This is a genomic window from Wenyingzhuangia sp. IMCC45467 (assembly GCF_054111205.1).
Genome location: NZ_CM134196.1, coordinates 2,945,712 through 2,961,201, shown reverse-complemented (window position 1 = coordinate 2,961,201; position 15,490 = coordinate 2,945,712). Strand labels below are relative to the sequence as shown.

Annotated in this window: 26 protein-coding genes; 1 reads left to right on the top strand and 25 read right to left on the bottom strand. The window is 34.0% G+C overall.

Annotation, left to right across the window (positions count from 1 at the left end):
- From secY to rpsL, 25 genes are all read right to left on the bottom strand, one after another.
- Positions 1-1,335, bottom strand: coding sequence for a preprotein translocase subunit SecY (gene secY / locus ACXGQT_RS12565; RefSeq protein ID WP_457828933.1), 1,335 nt, complete (start codon positions 1,333-1,335; stop codon positions 1-3).
- 15 nt (positions 1,336-1,350) lie between these two features.
- Positions 1,351-1,800 (bottom strand): 50S ribosomal protein L15, encoded by a 450-nt coding sequence (gene rplO / locus ACXGQT_RS12560; RefSeq protein ID WP_457828932.1) that lies wholly within the window; start codon positions 1,798-1,800, stop codon positions 1,351-1,353.
- A gap of 11 nt (positions 1,801-1,811) precedes the next feature.
- Positions 1,812-1,994 (bottom strand): 50S ribosomal protein L30, encoded by a 183-nt coding sequence (gene rpmD, locus ACXGQT_RS12555; RefSeq protein ID WP_457828931.1) that lies wholly within the window; start codon positions 1,992-1,994, stop codon positions 1,812-1,814.
- Between the two features lie 11 nt (positions 1,995-2,005).
- Positions 2,006-2,530, bottom strand: coding sequence for a 30S ribosomal protein S5 (gene rpsE / locus ACXGQT_RS12550; protein WP_157359399.1), 525 nt, complete (start codon positions 2,528-2,530; stop codon positions 2,006-2,008).
- Positions 2,531-2,539: 9 nt separating this feature from the next.
- A complete protein-coding gene (gene rplR, locus ACXGQT_RS12545; RefSeq protein WP_457828930.1) occupies positions 2,540-2,893 on the bottom strand; it encodes a 50S ribosomal protein L18 in 354 nt (117 codons plus the stop codon).
- A gap of 11 nt (positions 2,894-2,904) precedes the next feature.
- Positions 2,905-3,450 (bottom strand): 50S ribosomal protein L6, encoded by a 546-nt coding sequence (rplF, locus tag ACXGQT_RS12540; RefSeq protein WP_457828929.1) that lies wholly within the window; start codon positions 3,448-3,450, stop codon positions 2,905-2,907.
- A 13-nt stretch (positions 3,451-3,463) separates the two neighbouring features.
- The gene (gene rpsH, locus ACXGQT_RS12535; RefSeq protein WP_457828928.1) at positions 3,464-3,862 is read right to left on the bottom strand and encodes a 30S ribosomal protein S8; all 399 of its coding nucleotides are present in this window, start codon (positions 3,860-3,862) and stop codon (positions 3,464-3,466) included.
- Between the two features lie 75 nt (positions 3,863-3,937).
- Positions 3,938-4,207, bottom strand: a complete 270-nt coding sequence (rpsN, locus tag ACXGQT_RS12530) for a 30S ribosomal protein S14 (protein ID WP_457828927.1) — start codon at positions 4,205-4,207, stop codon at positions 3,938-3,940.
- A 2-nt stretch (positions 4,208-4,209) separates the two neighbouring features.
- Positions 4,210-4,761 (bottom strand): 50S ribosomal protein L5, encoded by a 552-nt coding sequence (rplE, locus tag ACXGQT_RS12525; protein ID WP_457828926.1) that lies wholly within the window; start codon positions 4,759-4,761, stop codon positions 4,210-4,212.
- A gap of 1 nt (position 4,762) precedes the next feature.
- Positions 4,763-5,071, bottom strand: a complete 309-nt coding sequence (rplX, locus tag ACXGQT_RS12520) for a 50S ribosomal protein L24 (RefSeq protein WP_457828925.1) — start codon at positions 5,069-5,071, stop codon at positions 4,763-4,765.
- A 12-nt stretch (positions 5,072-5,083) separates the two neighbouring features.
- Entirely contained in the window at positions 5,084-5,452 is a 369-nt protein-coding gene (rplN, locus tag ACXGQT_RS12515; RefSeq protein ID WP_068827440.1) for a 50S ribosomal protein L14, read from the bottom strand.
- Position 5,453: 1 nt separating this feature from the next.
- Positions 5,454-5,711, bottom strand: coding sequence for a 30S ribosomal protein S17 (rpsQ, locus tag ACXGQT_RS12510; protein ID WP_068827442.1), 258 nt, complete (start codon positions 5,709-5,711; stop codon positions 5,454-5,456).
- Between the two features lie 13 nt (positions 5,712-5,724).
- Positions 5,725-5,910: a 50S ribosomal protein L29 gene (gene rpmC / locus ACXGQT_RS12505; RefSeq protein WP_068827443.1), complete on the bottom strand. Its 186-nt coding sequence runs from the start codon at positions 5,908-5,910 to the stop codon at positions 5,725-5,727.
- Between the two features lie 12 nt (positions 5,911-5,922).
- The gene (rplP, locus tag ACXGQT_RS12500; protein ID WP_457828924.1) at positions 5,923-6,351 is read right to left on the bottom strand and encodes a 50S ribosomal protein L16; all 429 of its coding nucleotides are present in this window, start codon (positions 6,349-6,351) and stop codon (positions 5,923-5,925) included.
- A 26-nt stretch (positions 6,352-6,377) separates the two neighbouring features.
- Positions 6,378-7,100 (bottom strand): 30S ribosomal protein S3, encoded by a 723-nt coding sequence (gene rpsC / locus ACXGQT_RS12495; RefSeq protein ID WP_457828923.1) that lies wholly within the window; start codon positions 7,098-7,100, stop codon positions 6,378-6,380.
- A 12-nt stretch (positions 7,101-7,112) separates the two neighbouring features.
- The gene (gene rplV / locus ACXGQT_RS12490) at positions 7,113-7,520 is read right to left on the bottom strand and encodes a 50S ribosomal protein L22 (protein WP_457828922.1); all 408 of its coding nucleotides are present in this window, start codon (positions 7,518-7,520) and stop codon (positions 7,113-7,115) included.
- A gap of 6 nt (positions 7,521-7,526) precedes the next feature.
- Positions 7,527-7,808 carry a 30S ribosomal protein S19 gene (gene rpsS / locus ACXGQT_RS12485; RefSeq protein ID WP_068827452.1) on the bottom strand — a complete coding sequence of 94 codons (282 nt, stop codon included), beginning with the start codon at positions 7,806-7,808 and terminating at the stop codon, positions 7,527-7,529.
- A gap of 6 nt (positions 7,809-7,814) precedes the next feature.
- The gene (rplB, locus tag ACXGQT_RS12480) at positions 7,815-8,642 is read right to left on the bottom strand and encodes a 50S ribosomal protein L2 (RefSeq protein ID WP_457828921.1); all 828 of its coding nucleotides are present in this window, start codon (positions 8,640-8,642) and stop codon (positions 7,815-7,817) included.
- 25 nt (positions 8,643-8,667) lie between these two features.
- Positions 8,668-8,958 carry a 50S ribosomal protein L23 gene (rplW, locus tag ACXGQT_RS12475; RefSeq protein ID WP_457828920.1) on the bottom strand — a complete coding sequence of 97 codons (291 nt, stop codon included), beginning with the start codon at positions 8,956-8,958 and terminating at the stop codon, positions 8,668-8,670.
- 9 nt (positions 8,959-8,967) lie between these two features.
- Positions 8,968-9,597 (bottom strand): 50S ribosomal protein L4, encoded by a 630-nt coding sequence (rplD, locus tag ACXGQT_RS12470; protein ID WP_457828919.1) that lies wholly within the window; start codon positions 9,595-9,597, stop codon positions 8,968-8,970.
- Positions 9,597-10,211, bottom strand: coding sequence for a 50S ribosomal protein L3 (rplC, locus tag ACXGQT_RS12465; protein WP_457828918.1), 615 nt, complete (start codon positions 10,209-10,211; stop codon positions 9,597-9,599). The genes rplD and rplC overlap by 1 nt, the downstream gene beginning before the upstream one ends.
- A 101-nt stretch (positions 10,212-10,312) precedes the next feature.
- On the bottom strand, positions 10,313-10,618 hold the full coding sequence (gene rpsJ, locus ACXGQT_RS12460) for a 30S ribosomal protein S10 (RefSeq protein WP_010137088.1): 306 nt from the start codon (positions 10,616-10,618) through the stop codon (positions 10,313-10,315).
- A 17-nt stretch (positions 10,619-10,635) separates the two neighbouring features.
- A complete protein-coding gene (fusA, locus tag ACXGQT_RS12455) occupies positions 10,636-12,759 on the bottom strand; it encodes an elongation factor G (RefSeq protein ID WP_457828917.1) in 2,124 nt (707 codons plus the stop codon).
- A 5-nt stretch (positions 12,760-12,764) separates the two neighbouring features.
- Complete coding sequence (rpsG, locus tag ACXGQT_RS12450; protein WP_302882750.1) at positions 12,765-13,244, bottom strand: 30S ribosomal protein S7; 480 nt, start codon at positions 13,242-13,244, stop codon at positions 12,765-12,767.
- Positions 13,245-13,273: 29 nt separating this feature from the next.
- Positions 13,274-13,648 (bottom strand): 30S ribosomal protein S12, encoded by a 375-nt coding sequence (rpsL, locus tag ACXGQT_RS12445; protein WP_068827466.1) that lies wholly within the window; start codon positions 13,646-13,648, stop codon positions 13,274-13,276.
- Positions 13,649-13,818: 170 nt separating this feature from the next.
- Between rpsL and ACXGQT_RS12440 the strand changes: the two genes are divergently transcribed.
- Positions 13,819-15,480 carry a hypothetical protein gene (locus ACXGQT_RS12440; RefSeq protein WP_457828916.1) on the top strand — a complete coding sequence of 554 codons (1,662 nt, stop codon included), beginning with the start codon at positions 13,819-13,821 and terminating at the stop codon, positions 15,478-15,480.
- The last annotated feature ends 10 nt before the right edge of the window (positions 15,481-15,490 follow it).

Below are 15,490 nucleotides of genomic sequence, written 5' to 3'. Positions count from 1 at the left end.
TTAAATTGTCGCTCTTCTTTTAGTTCCAGTTTTCATTAGACCGTCATAATGTCTGTTTAGCAAATACGAGTTAATTTGTTGGATTGTGTCAATTGCAACACCTACCATAATAATTAACGAAGTACCTCCATAAAACAGAGCCCAGTTTTGTTGAACACCGAAATGAACTACAATGGCTGGGAAAACAGCCAGCAAAGCTAAGAAAATAGATCCAGGTAACGTAATTTTTGACAAAATACTATCTAATTTTTCTGCAGTTTCTACTCCAGGCCTTACTCCTGGTATAAATCCACCGCTTTTTTTAAGGTCATCCGCCATTTTATTTGTTGGAATTGTAATAGCTGTATAGAAATAACTAAACACTATTATTAATAAACAAAATAAAATATTGTATCCCCATCCGTTAAAATCAGATAATGCATTAAATACTGTTTGTACTGTTCCTTCTGAATTTCTTGCTACTAATCCTGGAACAAACATAATTGCTTGTGCAAAGATAATAGGCATTACTCCAGCAGAATTTAATTTTAGTGGAATATACTGTCTTGCTCCTTGAGCATCATCTATACTACCAACCACAGTACGTCTTGCATACTGAACTGCAATTTTTCTAACTGCTGTTACTAATAATATACTTGCTAAAATAATTAACAACCATACTACAATTTCTAAAAGGATCATCATAAATCCTCCTGAACCAGCATCATATTTAGAAATAAATTCTTGCATAAATGCACCTGGGAATCTAGCTATAATACCAATCATAATTAATAATGAAATACCATTACCTATTCCTTTTTCAGTAATACGCTCACCTAGCCACATTGCAAAAACTGTACCTGCAGTCAATAAAATCATTGAAGAAATCCAGAACATTCCACCTTGACCTAAAAGGTAAGCTTCAGCAGGAATACCTAAAGAAGGTAAACTTGTTAAATAAGCTCCACCTTGTACAATAGTAATTCCTATTGTTAACCAACGTGTGATTTGATTGATCTTATTTCTTCCGCTTTCACCATCTTTCTGCAATTTTTGTAAATAAGGAACTGCAATCCCCATTAACTGAACTACAATAGATGCTGATATATATGGCATAATCCCAAGAGCCATTATAGAAGCTCTTGAGAATGCACCACCTGTAAATGCGCTTAATAAACCTAAAAGTCCATCTGATGTTTTATCGCCTAAAGCTGTTAACTGTTGAGGATCTATTCCAGGTAGTGTTACCTGTGCCATAAATCTGTATACAGCCATCAAACCTAATGTTAAAAGGATTTTAGTTTTTAACTCGTCGATAGACCAAATGTCTTTTATAGTTTGGATAAATTTCTTCATCTAAGTTTATTATGATTATAAGATTACAGCTTCACCACCAGCAGCTTCAATAGCCGCTTTTGCAGTTGCAGTAAATTTGTGTGCAGTTACACTTAATTTCGCTTTTAACTCACCACCACCTAATATTTTTACTAAGTCATTTTTGCTTGCTAAACCGTTATCAACCAATACAGTTAAATCAACTGTATCTGTAACTTTTCCATTTTCTACTAAAGACTGTAATTTATCTAAATTGATACCATTGTATTCCTTACGGTTTACATTAGTAAATCCAAACTTAGGTACTCTTCTTTGTAATGGCATTTGCCCTCCTTCAAATCCTACTTTTCTAGAATATCCAGAACGAGATTTTGCACCTTTGTGTCCTCTTGTAGCAGTACCTCCGTGACCAGAACCTTCACCTCTAGCAATACGTTTACCACTTTTTACAGAACCCTTAGCAGGTTTTAAATTATCTAAACTCATCTTTTTATAACTTATTTAACTTCTTCTACAGAAATTAAGTGTTTAACTTTATTAACCATTCCTACAATTGAAGGTGAAGCATCATGCTCAACAACCTTACCAATTCTAGTTAAACCTAACGCTTCTAAAGTTCTTTTTTGAACTTGCGTACGATTTATTTGGCTCTTTACTTGTGTTATTTTAATTTTTCCCATGGTATTCAATATTAACCGTTAAATACTTTGTCCAAAGAAATTCCTCTCTCAGCAGCCACAGCTTGTGGGCTTCTTAATTGTAATAAAGCATCAAAAGTTGCTTTTACTACGTTATGAGGGTTAGATGATCCTTGAGACTTAGATAATACATCGTGTACACCAACTGATTCTAATACCGCACGTACAGCACCACCAGCAATAACTCCGGTACCATGAGATGCAGGTAATAATAATACCTTAGAACCACCAAATTTACCTTTTTGTTCGTGAGGTAAAGTAGCGCTCATTAATGGAATACGAACTAAGTTTTTCTTAGCTTCTTCTACAGCCTTAGCAATTGCAGATGCAACATCTAAAGATTTACCAGATCCGTAACCTACTACACCTTCACCGTTTCCTACTACAACAATAGCAGAAAATCCAAAAGTACGTCCACCCTTTGTAACTTTAGTTACACGGTTTACAGCTACTAAGCGATCTACTAATTCTAATCCGCTTGGCTTAACTCTTTCTACGTTTTTATATCCTTGCATAATATAACTTTCTTAAAATTTTAAACCAGCTTCTCTAGCTGCTTCAGCTAATGCTTTAACTCTACCATGGTATAAATAACCATTTCTATCAAATGCAACTATTTCAACTCCTGCAGCTGTAGCCTTTTCACCAATAGACTTACCTACTAATGCAGCAACTTCAATTTTTGAACCTTTTGCTTCGATTTCTTTATCTCTTGATGACACAGATACGATAGTAACTCCTGCGTTGTCATCAACTAATTGAGCGTAAATTTCTTTATTGCTTCTAAATACAGATAATCTTGGTTTAGATGCTGTACCTACAGAAATTTTTCTAATTCTACGCTTAATTCTTTGTCTTCTTTCAAGCTTTGATAATGCCATAATGCTATAAATTATGCAGATTTACCTGCTTTTCTTCTTAATTCTTCACCTACAAACTTAATTCCTTTTCCTTTGTATGGCTCAGGTGCACGGAAAGAACGAATCTTTGCAGCTACTTGACCTACCAATTGCTTATCGAAAGAAGTAAGTTTTACGATTGGGTTTTTACCCTTATCAGAGATAGTTTCTACTTTAACTTCTGGTGCAATATCTAAAACAATATTGTGTGAGAAACCAATAGCTAAATCTAAAACATTTCCTTGGTTTGAAGCTCTATATCCAACCCCAACTAATTCTAATTGCTTAGACCATCCGTTAGAAACACCTTCAATCATGTTGTTGATTAAAGCTCTGTATAAACCATGCTTAGCTTTGTGAGTTTTAGATTCAGAAGGACGATCTAATACTAATACACCTTCTTCTTCTTTAATACTGATACCGTCAGTAATTTCTTGAGTTAATTCTCCTAATTTCCCTTTTACAGTAACTGTGTCTCCGTTAATAGTAACAGTAACACCAGCTGGAATTGCGATTGGGCTTTTTCCTATTCTTGACATACTATTCTATTTTTTAATATACGTGACAAATTACTTCTCCACCTACTTTTTCACGCTTAGCTTGCTTAGAAGTCATTACTCCTTTAGAAGTAGATACTATTGCAATTCCTAATCCGTTTAAAACTCTAGGTAAATCTTCAACACCTACATACTTACGTAATCCTGGTGTAGAAATTCTTTCAATTTTCTTAATAACTGATTCGTTAGTTTCAGGATTATATTTTAAAGCTATTTTAATAGTACCTTGCGCAGTACCTTCTTCAAATTTATAGCTTAAAATGTATCCTTGGTCAAATAAAATCTCAGTGATTGCTTTTTTAACCTTTGATGCAGGAATCTCCACTACTCTGTGTCCTGCTAAATAAGCATTTCTTACTCTTGTTAAGTAATCTGCTATTGGATCTGTATACATAATAATTTGTATTGGTTTAGATTATCACCCTGAAACAAGTTCAGGGCTAGCATCTAAAATTAATTCTTAAAAATTTTACCAACTTGCTTTTGTCACACCTGGGATTAATCCTTGGTTTGCCATTTCACGGAAAGTTACACGAGAAATACCAAACTGACGCATATAACCTTTTGGTCTTCCTGTTAACTTACAACGATTATGACCACGTACAGGAGAAGCGTTCTTTGGCAACTTCTGTAATGCTTCATAATCTCCAGCTTCTTTTAAAGCCTTACGTTTTTCAGCATATTTAGCAACTGTTTTAGCTCTTTTTCTCTCACGAGCTTTCATTGATTCTTTTGCCATGATTAGTTCTTTTTAAATGGTAAACCTAATTCTGTTAATAATGATTTAGCTTCTTTATCAGTAGCGGCCGAAGTTACAAAAGTAATATCCATCCCACCAATTTTTTTCACTTGATCAATATTTATTTCAGGGAAAATTATTTGCTCAGTAATACCTAAGTTATAATTTCCTCTTCCGTCAAAACCAGTAGCTTTAATACCGTCAAAATCTCTTACACGCGGTAAAGAAGCAGTGATTAGTCTGTCTAAAAATTCGTACATTTTAGTTCCACGTAAAGTAACTCTTGCTCCAATAGGCATACCTTTACGTAATTTAAATGTTGCGATATCTTTTTTAGATAAAGTTGCAACTGCTTTTTGTCCAGAAATAGTAGTTAACTCGTCAACTGCATAATCTACTAATTTCTTATCTGCAATAGCAGCACCAACACCTTTAGAGATCACTATTTTCTCTAACTTTGGTACTTGCATAATATTGCTATATCCGTACTCTTCAGTTAAGGCAGCCTTAATTCTGTCAGTGTACTCTTGTTTAAGTCTTGGAATATAACTCATATTAAATAGCTTTTTCTGATTTTTTAGAAATACGCACTTTTTTACCGTCTTCTACTTTATAACCAACTTTGGTGATGTTTCCATCTTCTAAAATTGCTAAATTAGAAATAGGTAAAGCAGCTTCTTTCTTTACAATTCCACCTTGAGGGTTTTGAGCACTTGGTTTGGTGTGCTTAGATACTAAGTTTACACCTTCTACAATTGCTTTGTTTTTATCAGTAATAATAGATACTACTTTCCCTTCTTTTCCCTTATGATCTCCAGCAATCACTCTTACTGTATCTCCTGATTTTATTTTAATCTTTGCCATCTTTTACAAATATTAAAGCACCTCAGGTGCTAATGATACAATTTTCATGAATTGTTTATCACGAAGTTCTCTTGCTACAGGTCCAAATACACGTGTTCCAGACATTTCTCCAGTCGCATTTAACAACACACATGCGTTGTCATCAAAACGAATATAAGAACCATCTTTTCTTCTTACTTCTTTAGAAGTACGAACAACAACAGCTTTAAATACTTGACCTTTTTTTGCGTTACCATTTGGAGTTGATGACTTTACAGTCACAACAATTTTATCTCCAATTGAAGCGTAACGCTTTCCTGTTCCTCCTAAAACACGGATCACTAAGACCTCTTTAGCTCCAGTGTTATCTGCTACGTTTAATCTTGATTCTGTTTGTAACATACTATTTAGCTCTTTCTAGGATTTCTACTAATCTCCAACGTTTAGATTTACTTAAAGGTCTTGTTTCCATGATTCTTACAGTATCTCCAATGTTGCAGTCGTTTTGCTCATCGTGTGCAACGTATTTCTTCGTATTTAATACGAACTTTCCATACATTGGGTGTTTCACTTTTTTTACCTCAGCAACAACAATAGATTTGTCCATTTTGTTACTAGATACAACACCAATTCTTTCTTTTCTAAGATTTCTATTTTCCATCTTGTAAAAATACTTATTGTCTGTTAGTTAACTCAGTAGCTACTCTTGCTACAGTTTTTCTAAGCGCTCTCAACTCTAAAGGATTCTCTAATGGAGAAATAGCATGAGCCATCTTAAGATCAGTGTAGTTCTTTTTAAGAGAATCTAACTTCTCTTGTAAGTCTGCAACTGACAATTCTTTAATTTCTGATTGTTTCATTTGTCTTAGATATTAAGCGTTATCATAATCTCTCGCAACAACGAACTTAGTTTTAACTGGCATTTTTTGAGCTGCTAAGCGTAATGCTTCTTTAGCAACATCGAAAGGAACTCCTCCGATTTCAAACAATATTCTACCAGGCTTAACTACGGCTACGAAATACTCAGGAGCTCCCTTACCTTTACCCATACGTACCTCTAAAGGCTTTTTTGTAATAGGCTTATCTGGGAAGATTTTAATCCATAACTGACCTTCTCTTTTCATATAACGTGTCGCAGCAATACGACCTGCTTCTATTTGTCTAGAGGTAATTAAGGCTTGCTCTAAAGATTTGATCCCGAACATTCCAAAAGCTAACTGATTCCCTCTTTGAGAATCACCGCTCATATTACCTTTACCTTTCTGTACCTTACGATACTTTACTCTTTTAGGCTGTAACATTTCTAAATTCTAATTTTTGTGAAAAATTATTTTCTTCTACGAGGTCCTTTCTTAGCTCCTGCGTTAGCTCCACCTTTTCCTCCTGACTTTTTAGCCAAGCCTACTAATGGAGATAATTCACGTTTACCATAAACCTCACCTTTCATAATCCATACCTTAACTCCGATTCTACCGTAAGTTGTATGGGCTTCTACCAAAGCATAGTCAATATCAGCTCTAAAAGTAGATAAAGGAATTCTACCTTCTTTATAGTGCTCAGAACGTGCCATTTCAGCACCATTTAAACGACCTGAAATTTGGATTTTTATCCCTTCAGCATTCATACGCATAGTAGCAGCAATAGCCATTTTTATTGCACGTCTGTATGAAATTCTATTTTCAATTTGACGAGCAACACTTGCAGCCACTAAATTAGCGTCTAATTCTGGACGTTTAATTTCAAAAATATTGATTTGTACTTCGTTTCCAGTTAATTTTTTTAACTCCTCTTTTAACTTGTCTACCTCTTGTCCTCCTTTACCGATAATAATACCTGGTCTAGCAGTAGTGATAGTAACGGTTACAAGCTTAAGAGTACGTTCAATAATTATTCTAGAAACACTAGCTTTGTATAATCTTGCATTTAAGTACTTTCTTATCTTATTGTCTTCAGCAATTTTATCTCCGTAGTCATTACCTCCGTACCAGTTTGAGTCCCATCCTCTGATGATTCCTAAACGATTTCCTATTGGATTAGTCTTTTGTCCCATTTCTACTTTTGATTATTTGCTTTCAACATTTTTACTTCCCAACACAATAGTAACGTGGTTAGAACGCTTACGAATTCTATGTGCACGACCTTGTGGAGCTGGTCTTAATCTTTTCAACATTGCTGCAGAATCTACAGTAATTGTTTTAACATATAAGTTAGCTTCTTCTAAACTTGCATCCTCGTTTTTTGCTTGCCAATTTGCAATAGCAGACAATAATAATTTTTCTACGTTTATAGATGCTTCTTTAGAGCTAAATTTCAAGATTTGTAAAGCTTTTTCAACTTCTACTCCTCTTACTAAATCAGCCACCAATCTCATTTTTCTTGGTGATGTAGGACAACCAGTCAATTTAGCGAAAGCAACATCTTTCTTTGCTTCCTTGATCTGTTTTGCCATATTATGTTTACGAACTCCCATATCCTACTATTTTTTTCCTTTATTTTTCTTGTCTGCACCGTGACCTCTAAAAGTACGTGTTGGTGAAAACTCTCCTAATTTATGACCTACCATGTTTTCAGTAACATATACTGGTACAAATGTTCTTCCGTTGTGAACTCCAATAGTTTGTCCAACGAAATCTGGAGTAATCATAGAAGCTCTTGACCAAGTCTTGATAACTTCTTTGCTTCCTGCTTCAGCATTAGCGATAACTCTTTTTTCAAGTTTGTGGAATATGAAAGGTCCTTTCTTTAATGAACGTGCCATGTCTTATTATTTTTTTCTACGTTCTAAAATATACTTATTACTCGCTTTTGTCTTAGATCTAGTCTTGTATCCTTTAGCAGGTATACCATTTCTTGATCTTGGATGACCTCCAGAAGAACGTCCTTCTCCACCTCCCATTGGGTGATCAACAGGGTTCATTCTTACAGCGTTTGTTCTTGGTCTTCTACCTAACCATCTAGATCTACCTGCTTTACCAGAAACTAATAATTGGTGATCTGAGTTAGATACAACTCCAATTGTTGCCATACATGTTAACAATATTAATCTTGTTTCACCTGACGGTAACTTAACAGTAGCATACTTTCCTTCTTTTGCCATTAATTGCGCAAAAGAACCTGCAGAACGAGCCATTACAGCTCCTTGACCTGGTCTTAATTCAATACAACAAATAGTTGTACCTAAAGGAATGTTTGCCAAAGGCATTGCATTACCAACATCTGGAGTAACTGCTTCTGCTCCAGACACAATAGTTTGACCTACTTGTAAACCTGCTTGAGCAATAACATATTTTTTCTCTCCATCAGTATATTCTACTAATGCAATAAATGCAGTACGATTTGGATCATACTCAATTGTTTTCACAGTAGCTTCAACACCGAACTTATCTCTATTAAAATCGATAATACGGTATCTTTTCTTATGACCACCACCTACGTAGCGCATTGTCATTCTACCACTGTTGTTTCGACCTCCAGATCTTTTTTTCGGTGCCAATAATGACTTCTCCGGCTTATCAGTAGTAATGGCGTCGAACCCATTTACTACTCTAAAACGCTGACCTGGTGTGATTGGTTTTAATTTTCTAACTGACATGTTAAAATTTAAAATTATTTATTAATTAAATATTGCTATAAAAGTCAATATTCTCTCCTTCTGCCACCTCAACGATAGCTTTTTTATATGCAGAAATTTTCGACTCAACTACACCTTTCTTTGTGTATTTTGTCGAACGTTTTACTGGATATACCATTGTTCTTACTTTCTCAACTGAAACACCATAAGTAGCTTCTACTGCTTCTTTAATTTCAATCTTGTTAGCTTTTAAATTCACAACAAAAGCATAACGATTTAATAATTCGCTATCTTTTGTTGCTTTTTCTGTAATAATAGGTTTTATTAAAATACTCATATCTGTACCCTATTTACTTAAATTAGCTTCAATACCTGCAATTGCACCTTCTAACAAAACAACTTTACTAGCATTCAATAACTTGTAAGTGTTTAATTCTGAACTAGTTACAACTTCAGACCCTTTTAAATTTCGTGAAGACAAATATACATTATTATTTGACTCTCCCAACACAAATAGAGATTTTTTATTATCTAACTCTAAAGCTTTCAATACGTTAATGAAATTTTTAGTGTTTGGTGCTTCAAAGTTGAAGTCTTCTATAACGATAATATTTGACTCTTTTGCTTGTAAACTAAAAGCAGATTTTCTAGCTAATCTCTTTAAGTTTTTGTTTAATTTGAAAGAATAATCTCTTGTTCTTGGTCCAAATACTCTACCTCCTCCTCTGAAAACAGGAGATTTAATAGATCCTGCACGTGCAGTACCTGTACCTTTTTGTTTTTTAATCTTTCTTGTAGACCCAGCAATCTCAGCTCTTTCTTTAGCTTTGTGCGTTCCTTGTCTTTTATTTGCCAAATGTTGCTTTACATCTAAGTAAACTGCATGATCGTTTGGCTCTATAGCGAATACTGCATCAGATAATTCAACCTGACGTCCTGTATCTTTCCCTGTATAATCTAAAACTGCTACTTTCATTATTTCTCGATAGTTAAGTAAGAGTTTTTAGCACCAGGAACACATCCTTTTACTACAATTAAGTTCTTGTCAGCAACAACTTTTAAAACTCTTAAGTTTTCAACTTTAACTTTATCTCCTCCCATTCTTCCTGCCATACGCATTCCTTTGAATACACGTGCAGGATAAGATGCAGCACCAATAGATCCTGGAGCTCTTAAACGGTTATGTTGACCGTGGGTAGCTTGACCTACTCCTCCAAATCCATGACGTTTTACAACCCCTTGGAAACCTTTACCTTTAGAAATTCCCGACACATCAACGAATTCTCCTTCAATAAATAGATCTACACCAACTGTATCTCCTAAATTCAACTCCTCATCAAAACTAAATTCAACAACTTTCTTCTTAGAAGTAGTACCAGCTTTTGCAAAGTGACCTTGTAAAGCTTTGGTAGTATTCTTTTCAGACTTGTCATCGAAACCTAATTGGATAGCAGAATAACCATCTACTTCCTCAGTTCTGACTTGGGTAACTACACATGGACCAGCTTGAATTACAGTACAAGGAATATTTTTCCCGTTCTCATCAAAAATGCTAGTCATTCCGATTTTTTTTCCTATTAACCCAGACATTATTATTAATTAATTATTGTTATTAAATTTTATATTCTATAAGAGACAGAAAAACCGGCCTAATTAAAATTAGGCTGGTTTTTCTTATCTATTAAGTTTTATCAAACTTTGATTTCTACTTCTACTCCAGAAGGTAATTCTAATTTCATTAAAGCATCAATAGTCTTAGATGAAGAACTATAAATGTCTAATAATCTTTTATAAGAAGATAATTGGAATTGCTCTCTAGATTTCTTGTTTACGTGTGGAGAACGTAATACAGTAAAAATCTTTTTATTTGTTGGTAAAGGAATAGGACCGTTTACAACAGCTCCTGTAGACTTTACCGTCTTTACGATCTTCTCAGCAGACTTATCTACTAAGTTGTAGTCGTAAGACTTTAATTTTATTCTGATTTTTTGACTCATTTTCTAATGTTTTAAAATTAAGCTTTAGAAGCTGCAATTACCTCTTCTGAAACGTTAGCAGGTGTTTGTGCATAGTGAGAGAACTCCATTGTAGAAGTTGCTCTACCTGATGATAACGTACGTAAAGTAGTTACATATCCAAACATTTCTGATAACGGCACATCAGCTTTAACAACTTTTGCTCCTCCTCTATCACTCATATCGTTAACTTGACCTCTACGTCTGTTTAAGTCACCAACAATATCTCCCATGTTTTCTTCTGGAGTGATTACATCCATTTTCATAATTGGCTCTAAGATGATTGCTCCCGCTGCTTTAGCACAAGCTTTATATCCTAATTTTGCAGCCAATTCAAATGATAAAGCATCAGAATCTACCGGGTGGAAAGATCCATCCTTTAAAACAATTTTTAACGAATCCATTACGAAACCAGCTAAAGGTCCATTTTGCATAGACTCTTTAAATCCTTTTTCTACAGCTGGAATGAATTCCTTAGGAATACGTCCACCTTTAATTTCATCAACAAATTGTAATCCAGTTCCTTCAAAATCTTCATCAACAGGTCCCATAGTAAATACAATATCACCAAACTTACCACGACCTCCAGATTGCTTTTTATAAACTTCTCTGTGCTCTGTAGTTTTTGTTACAGCTTCTTTGTACTCTACTTGTGGTTGTCCTTGATTTACTTCAACTTTGAACTCACGTTTCATACGATCAACTAAAACCTCTAAGTGCAATTCTCCCATTCCTGAAATTACTGTTTGACCAGAAGCCTCATCAGTTTTTACAGTAAATGTAGGATCCTCTTCAGCTAACTTAGATAAGGCTAACCCCATCTTGTCAACATCTGCCTTAGTTTTAGGCTCAATAGAAATACCAATTACTGGAGCAGGGAAATCCATACTCTCTAATATAATCGGTGCATCTAATGCAGACATAGTATCTCCAGTTTTAATATCTTTAAATCCAACAGCAGCCCCAATATCTCCAGCCTCAATATAGTCGATAGAGTTTTGTTTGTTAGCGTGCATTTGGTAGATACGAGAAATACGTTCCTTTTTACCTGAACGGTTGTTCAATATATAAGAACCAGCATCTAAACGTCCTGAATAAGCACGGAAAAAAGCCAAACGTCCTACGAAAGGATCGGTAGCAATTTTAAACGCTAATGCAGCAAATTTATCTTTTACATCTGGTTTTCTTCTTTCTTCTTGTTCTGTTTCTGGGTTTGTACCTACAATATTATCTCTATCTAAAGGAGATGGTAAATAACGACAAACAGCATCTAACAAGAACTGAACTCCTTTGTTTTTGAATGAAGATCCACAAATCATAGGAATAATTGCCATATCCATTACAGCAGCTCTTAAAGCAGCATGTACTTCATCTTCTGTAATAGAGTTTTCATCTTCCATAAACTTCTCTAACAAGTTTTCATCGTACCCTGCAACCTCTTCAATCAATCTAGCACGAGCTTCAGCAGCTTCATCAACTAAATCTTCAGGAATATCAATTTCGTCAAAAGTAGCTCCTTGAGTTTCATCATGCCAAACAATAGCTCTGTTTTTAACTAAATCTACAATACCTCTAAAATCATTTTCTTCACCAATTGGCAATACGATTTCAACAGCATTAGACCCTAACATTTCTTTTACTTGGTTACATACATTAGCAAAGTTAGATCCTTGACGGTCCATTTTGTTAACGAAACCAATACGTGGCACTTTATAGTTATCTGCTAATCTCCAGTTAGTTTCTGACTGTGGCTCAACACCATCAACAGCACTAAATAAGAAAACCAAACCATCTAACACACGTAAAGAACGGTTTACCTCAACTGTAAAGTCAACGTGCCCCGGAGTATCAATAATATTAAAGTGATATCCTTTAGTATCTGGTAACGGCTTTGCATTCTCCATAGGAAACTGCCATTCACAAGTAGTTGCAGCAGAAGTAATTGTAATTCCTCTTTCTTGCTCTTGCTCCATCCAGTCCATAGTTGCAGCACCATCATGCACCTCTCCAATTTTGTGAGATACACCTGTATAATACAATATACGTTCTGTAGTAGTAGTTTTTCCTGCATCAATATGCGCAGCAATACCAATATTTCTTGTAAGTTTTAAATCTCTAGCCATTTCTATTAAAATCTAAAATGTGAAAATGCTTTGTTAGCTTCTGCCATCTTGTGAACATCCACTCTCTTTTTAACAGCAGCTCCTTCTTCTTTTGCAGCAGCTAATACTTCTGCAGCCAATTTTTGAGCCATAGTCTTTTCATTTCTCTTTCTAGAGTAAGAAATTAACCATTTCATTGCCATAGAAACCTTACGGTCTGGTCTAATTGGCATTGGAATTTGAAAAGTAGCACCCCCTACACGACGGCTACGTACTTCTACTTGAGGCATTACGTTAGATAATGCATCTTTCCATATTTCTAATGAAGATTTTTCTTCTTCTTCACCTTTTTTATTTTCTACAATCTCTAATGCATCGTAAAAAATCTTGAACGCTGTAGATTTCTTTCCATCCCACATTAAGTTATTCACAAAACGTGTTACCAACTGATCGTTAAACTTTGGATCCGGTAAAAGAATTCTCTTTTTTGCTCTCCTTTTTCTCATGTTTTCTTAAGAATTTAAAAGATTATAGATTATTTTTTTGGACGCTTTGTTCCATACTTAGATCTACGTTGAGTTCTTCCCTCAACACCAGCTGTATCTAAAGCTCCACGTACTACGTGATACTTTACCCCTGGTAAATCTTTTACTCTTCCTCCCCTTACTAATACTATCGAGTGCTCTTGTAGGTTATGTCCTTCTCCTGGAATGTAAGCGTTTATCTCATTACCATTTGTCAATCTAACACGGGCTACTTTACGCATTGCCGAGTTAGGTTTCTTAGGTGTTGTAGTATAAACACGCGTACATACTCCACGACGTTGTGGACATGCCTTCAAAGCAGCCGATTTACTCTTCTTAGTAACTTGGGCTCTTCCTTTTCTAACTAATTGTTGAATAGTTGGCATAAATTAATATATATATAACGTTTTAATATTTTCCCTCAGAATCATCTCCAAGGGCTTGCAAAAGTACAAATATTTTCTAATTAATCAAATATCAATGAGTTAATTTTATTTTTTAGTTATTTTTTGATTTTGAACCACATACTACAGAATGAATTTCAAAAAATTATTTTGTGATATTTAAACATAAAATATTACATCAAAAAAAGAAATCTATTAGTTTTGATTTTATGAAGATTTTAACATTCATTTTTATTTTTTCTTTACTCTTATTCTCTATTAAGCCTACTATGGCTCAGGAGAAAACCATGCATTTTGTAATAAAAGATAGTTTAGAAAGTGATATAACCATAAATAACATTCATGACTTTACCTTATTAGAAAAAAAATTAAACAACGAAGGTTATTATTTTTTTAACACAACACGTACCCAAAAAGACAGTATTAATAATTATTTAATTGACTTAGGGAGAAAAACTTCTGTAGTTGGTATTAAGAAAATACCCTATAGAATTCAGCAAATATTAAAAACAAAAAAAGAGACTATATATATAAGCCCTAACAACATTACCAAATGGATGGAAAGCATCAATAATGATTTTGATAAACAAGGTGAAAATTTTACAGAAATAAAACTAACAAATCACTACTTAAAAAATGATACTTTATTTTGTAACTTACTCATTAATCAATCTAACAAAAGACACATCACCAAAACCATTGTAAAAGGCTACAACCGTTTCTCTAAAAGGTTTTTGAAATACTACATTTCATCAAAAAAACCATTCAGCAAAGAACTTTTAAATACTACGGAGAAAAAAATCAATCAACTAAACTTTGTAAAAAACAAAAAGAAACCTGCTGTTTTGTTCACCAAAGATTCCACGCACTTGTATTTATATCTTGAAAAAGTAAAAGCAAACAAACTTGATGCTCTATTAGGTTTTAGCAACAAAGAAGGACAAAACAAAATAAAGTTTAATGGTTATGTAGACATCTCGTTAACCAACACTTTACACAAAGGAGAAACATTTGCTTTTAAATGGAACAACACTGGTGAAGATCAACAAGAGGTGGATTTACTAATTGACAACCCCTATATTTTTAACTCTCCTATACATGCTGGCTACAACTTGAATATTTTTAGACGAGATAGTACTTTTGTAAACACACAACATAAGTTTACCCTGGGTTACAAACCCCACTATAAACATTTAATTAATGCTTATTATCACACTGAAAACTCTTCTACATTAAACATATCTAGCGATAATATTACTGAGTACAAAAAAAATGTTTTTGGAACACAATATATATACAACGAATTAAACAGTTTTGGTATTTCTAAAACCAAAGTAAAACTAGATATTGGATTGGGAACAAAAAATGAACCTACAAGAACCATTCAACAACAAACTTTTAAAAGTGATATCATTTATTCATTTGAAGTCAGTTCTACCAATCAAATATTTTTAGAGAACAGAAATGCATATTTACGTTCACCTTACAAAAACATTAACGAACTATACCGAACAGGTGGAGCTACCACTATGCGTGGATTTTTAGAACAAAGTATTATTGCTCATTTATATAACTACGCAAACATTGAATATAGATATTTTACCAATATTACTAGCTACCTTTATGGTTTTAGCGATGTTGGATATTTTAAAAACATAAACCAAGAAAACAATTTATTAAGTTTTGGTTTAGGTTATACATTAGGGATTCCATCTGGATTGATGAAAATTAGTTATGCTGTTGGAAAAAACCAAAACACTAGTTTTAATTTAAACAACGGATTGTTCCATATTAATTTTGTGACGATTTTTTAACATTAGCACA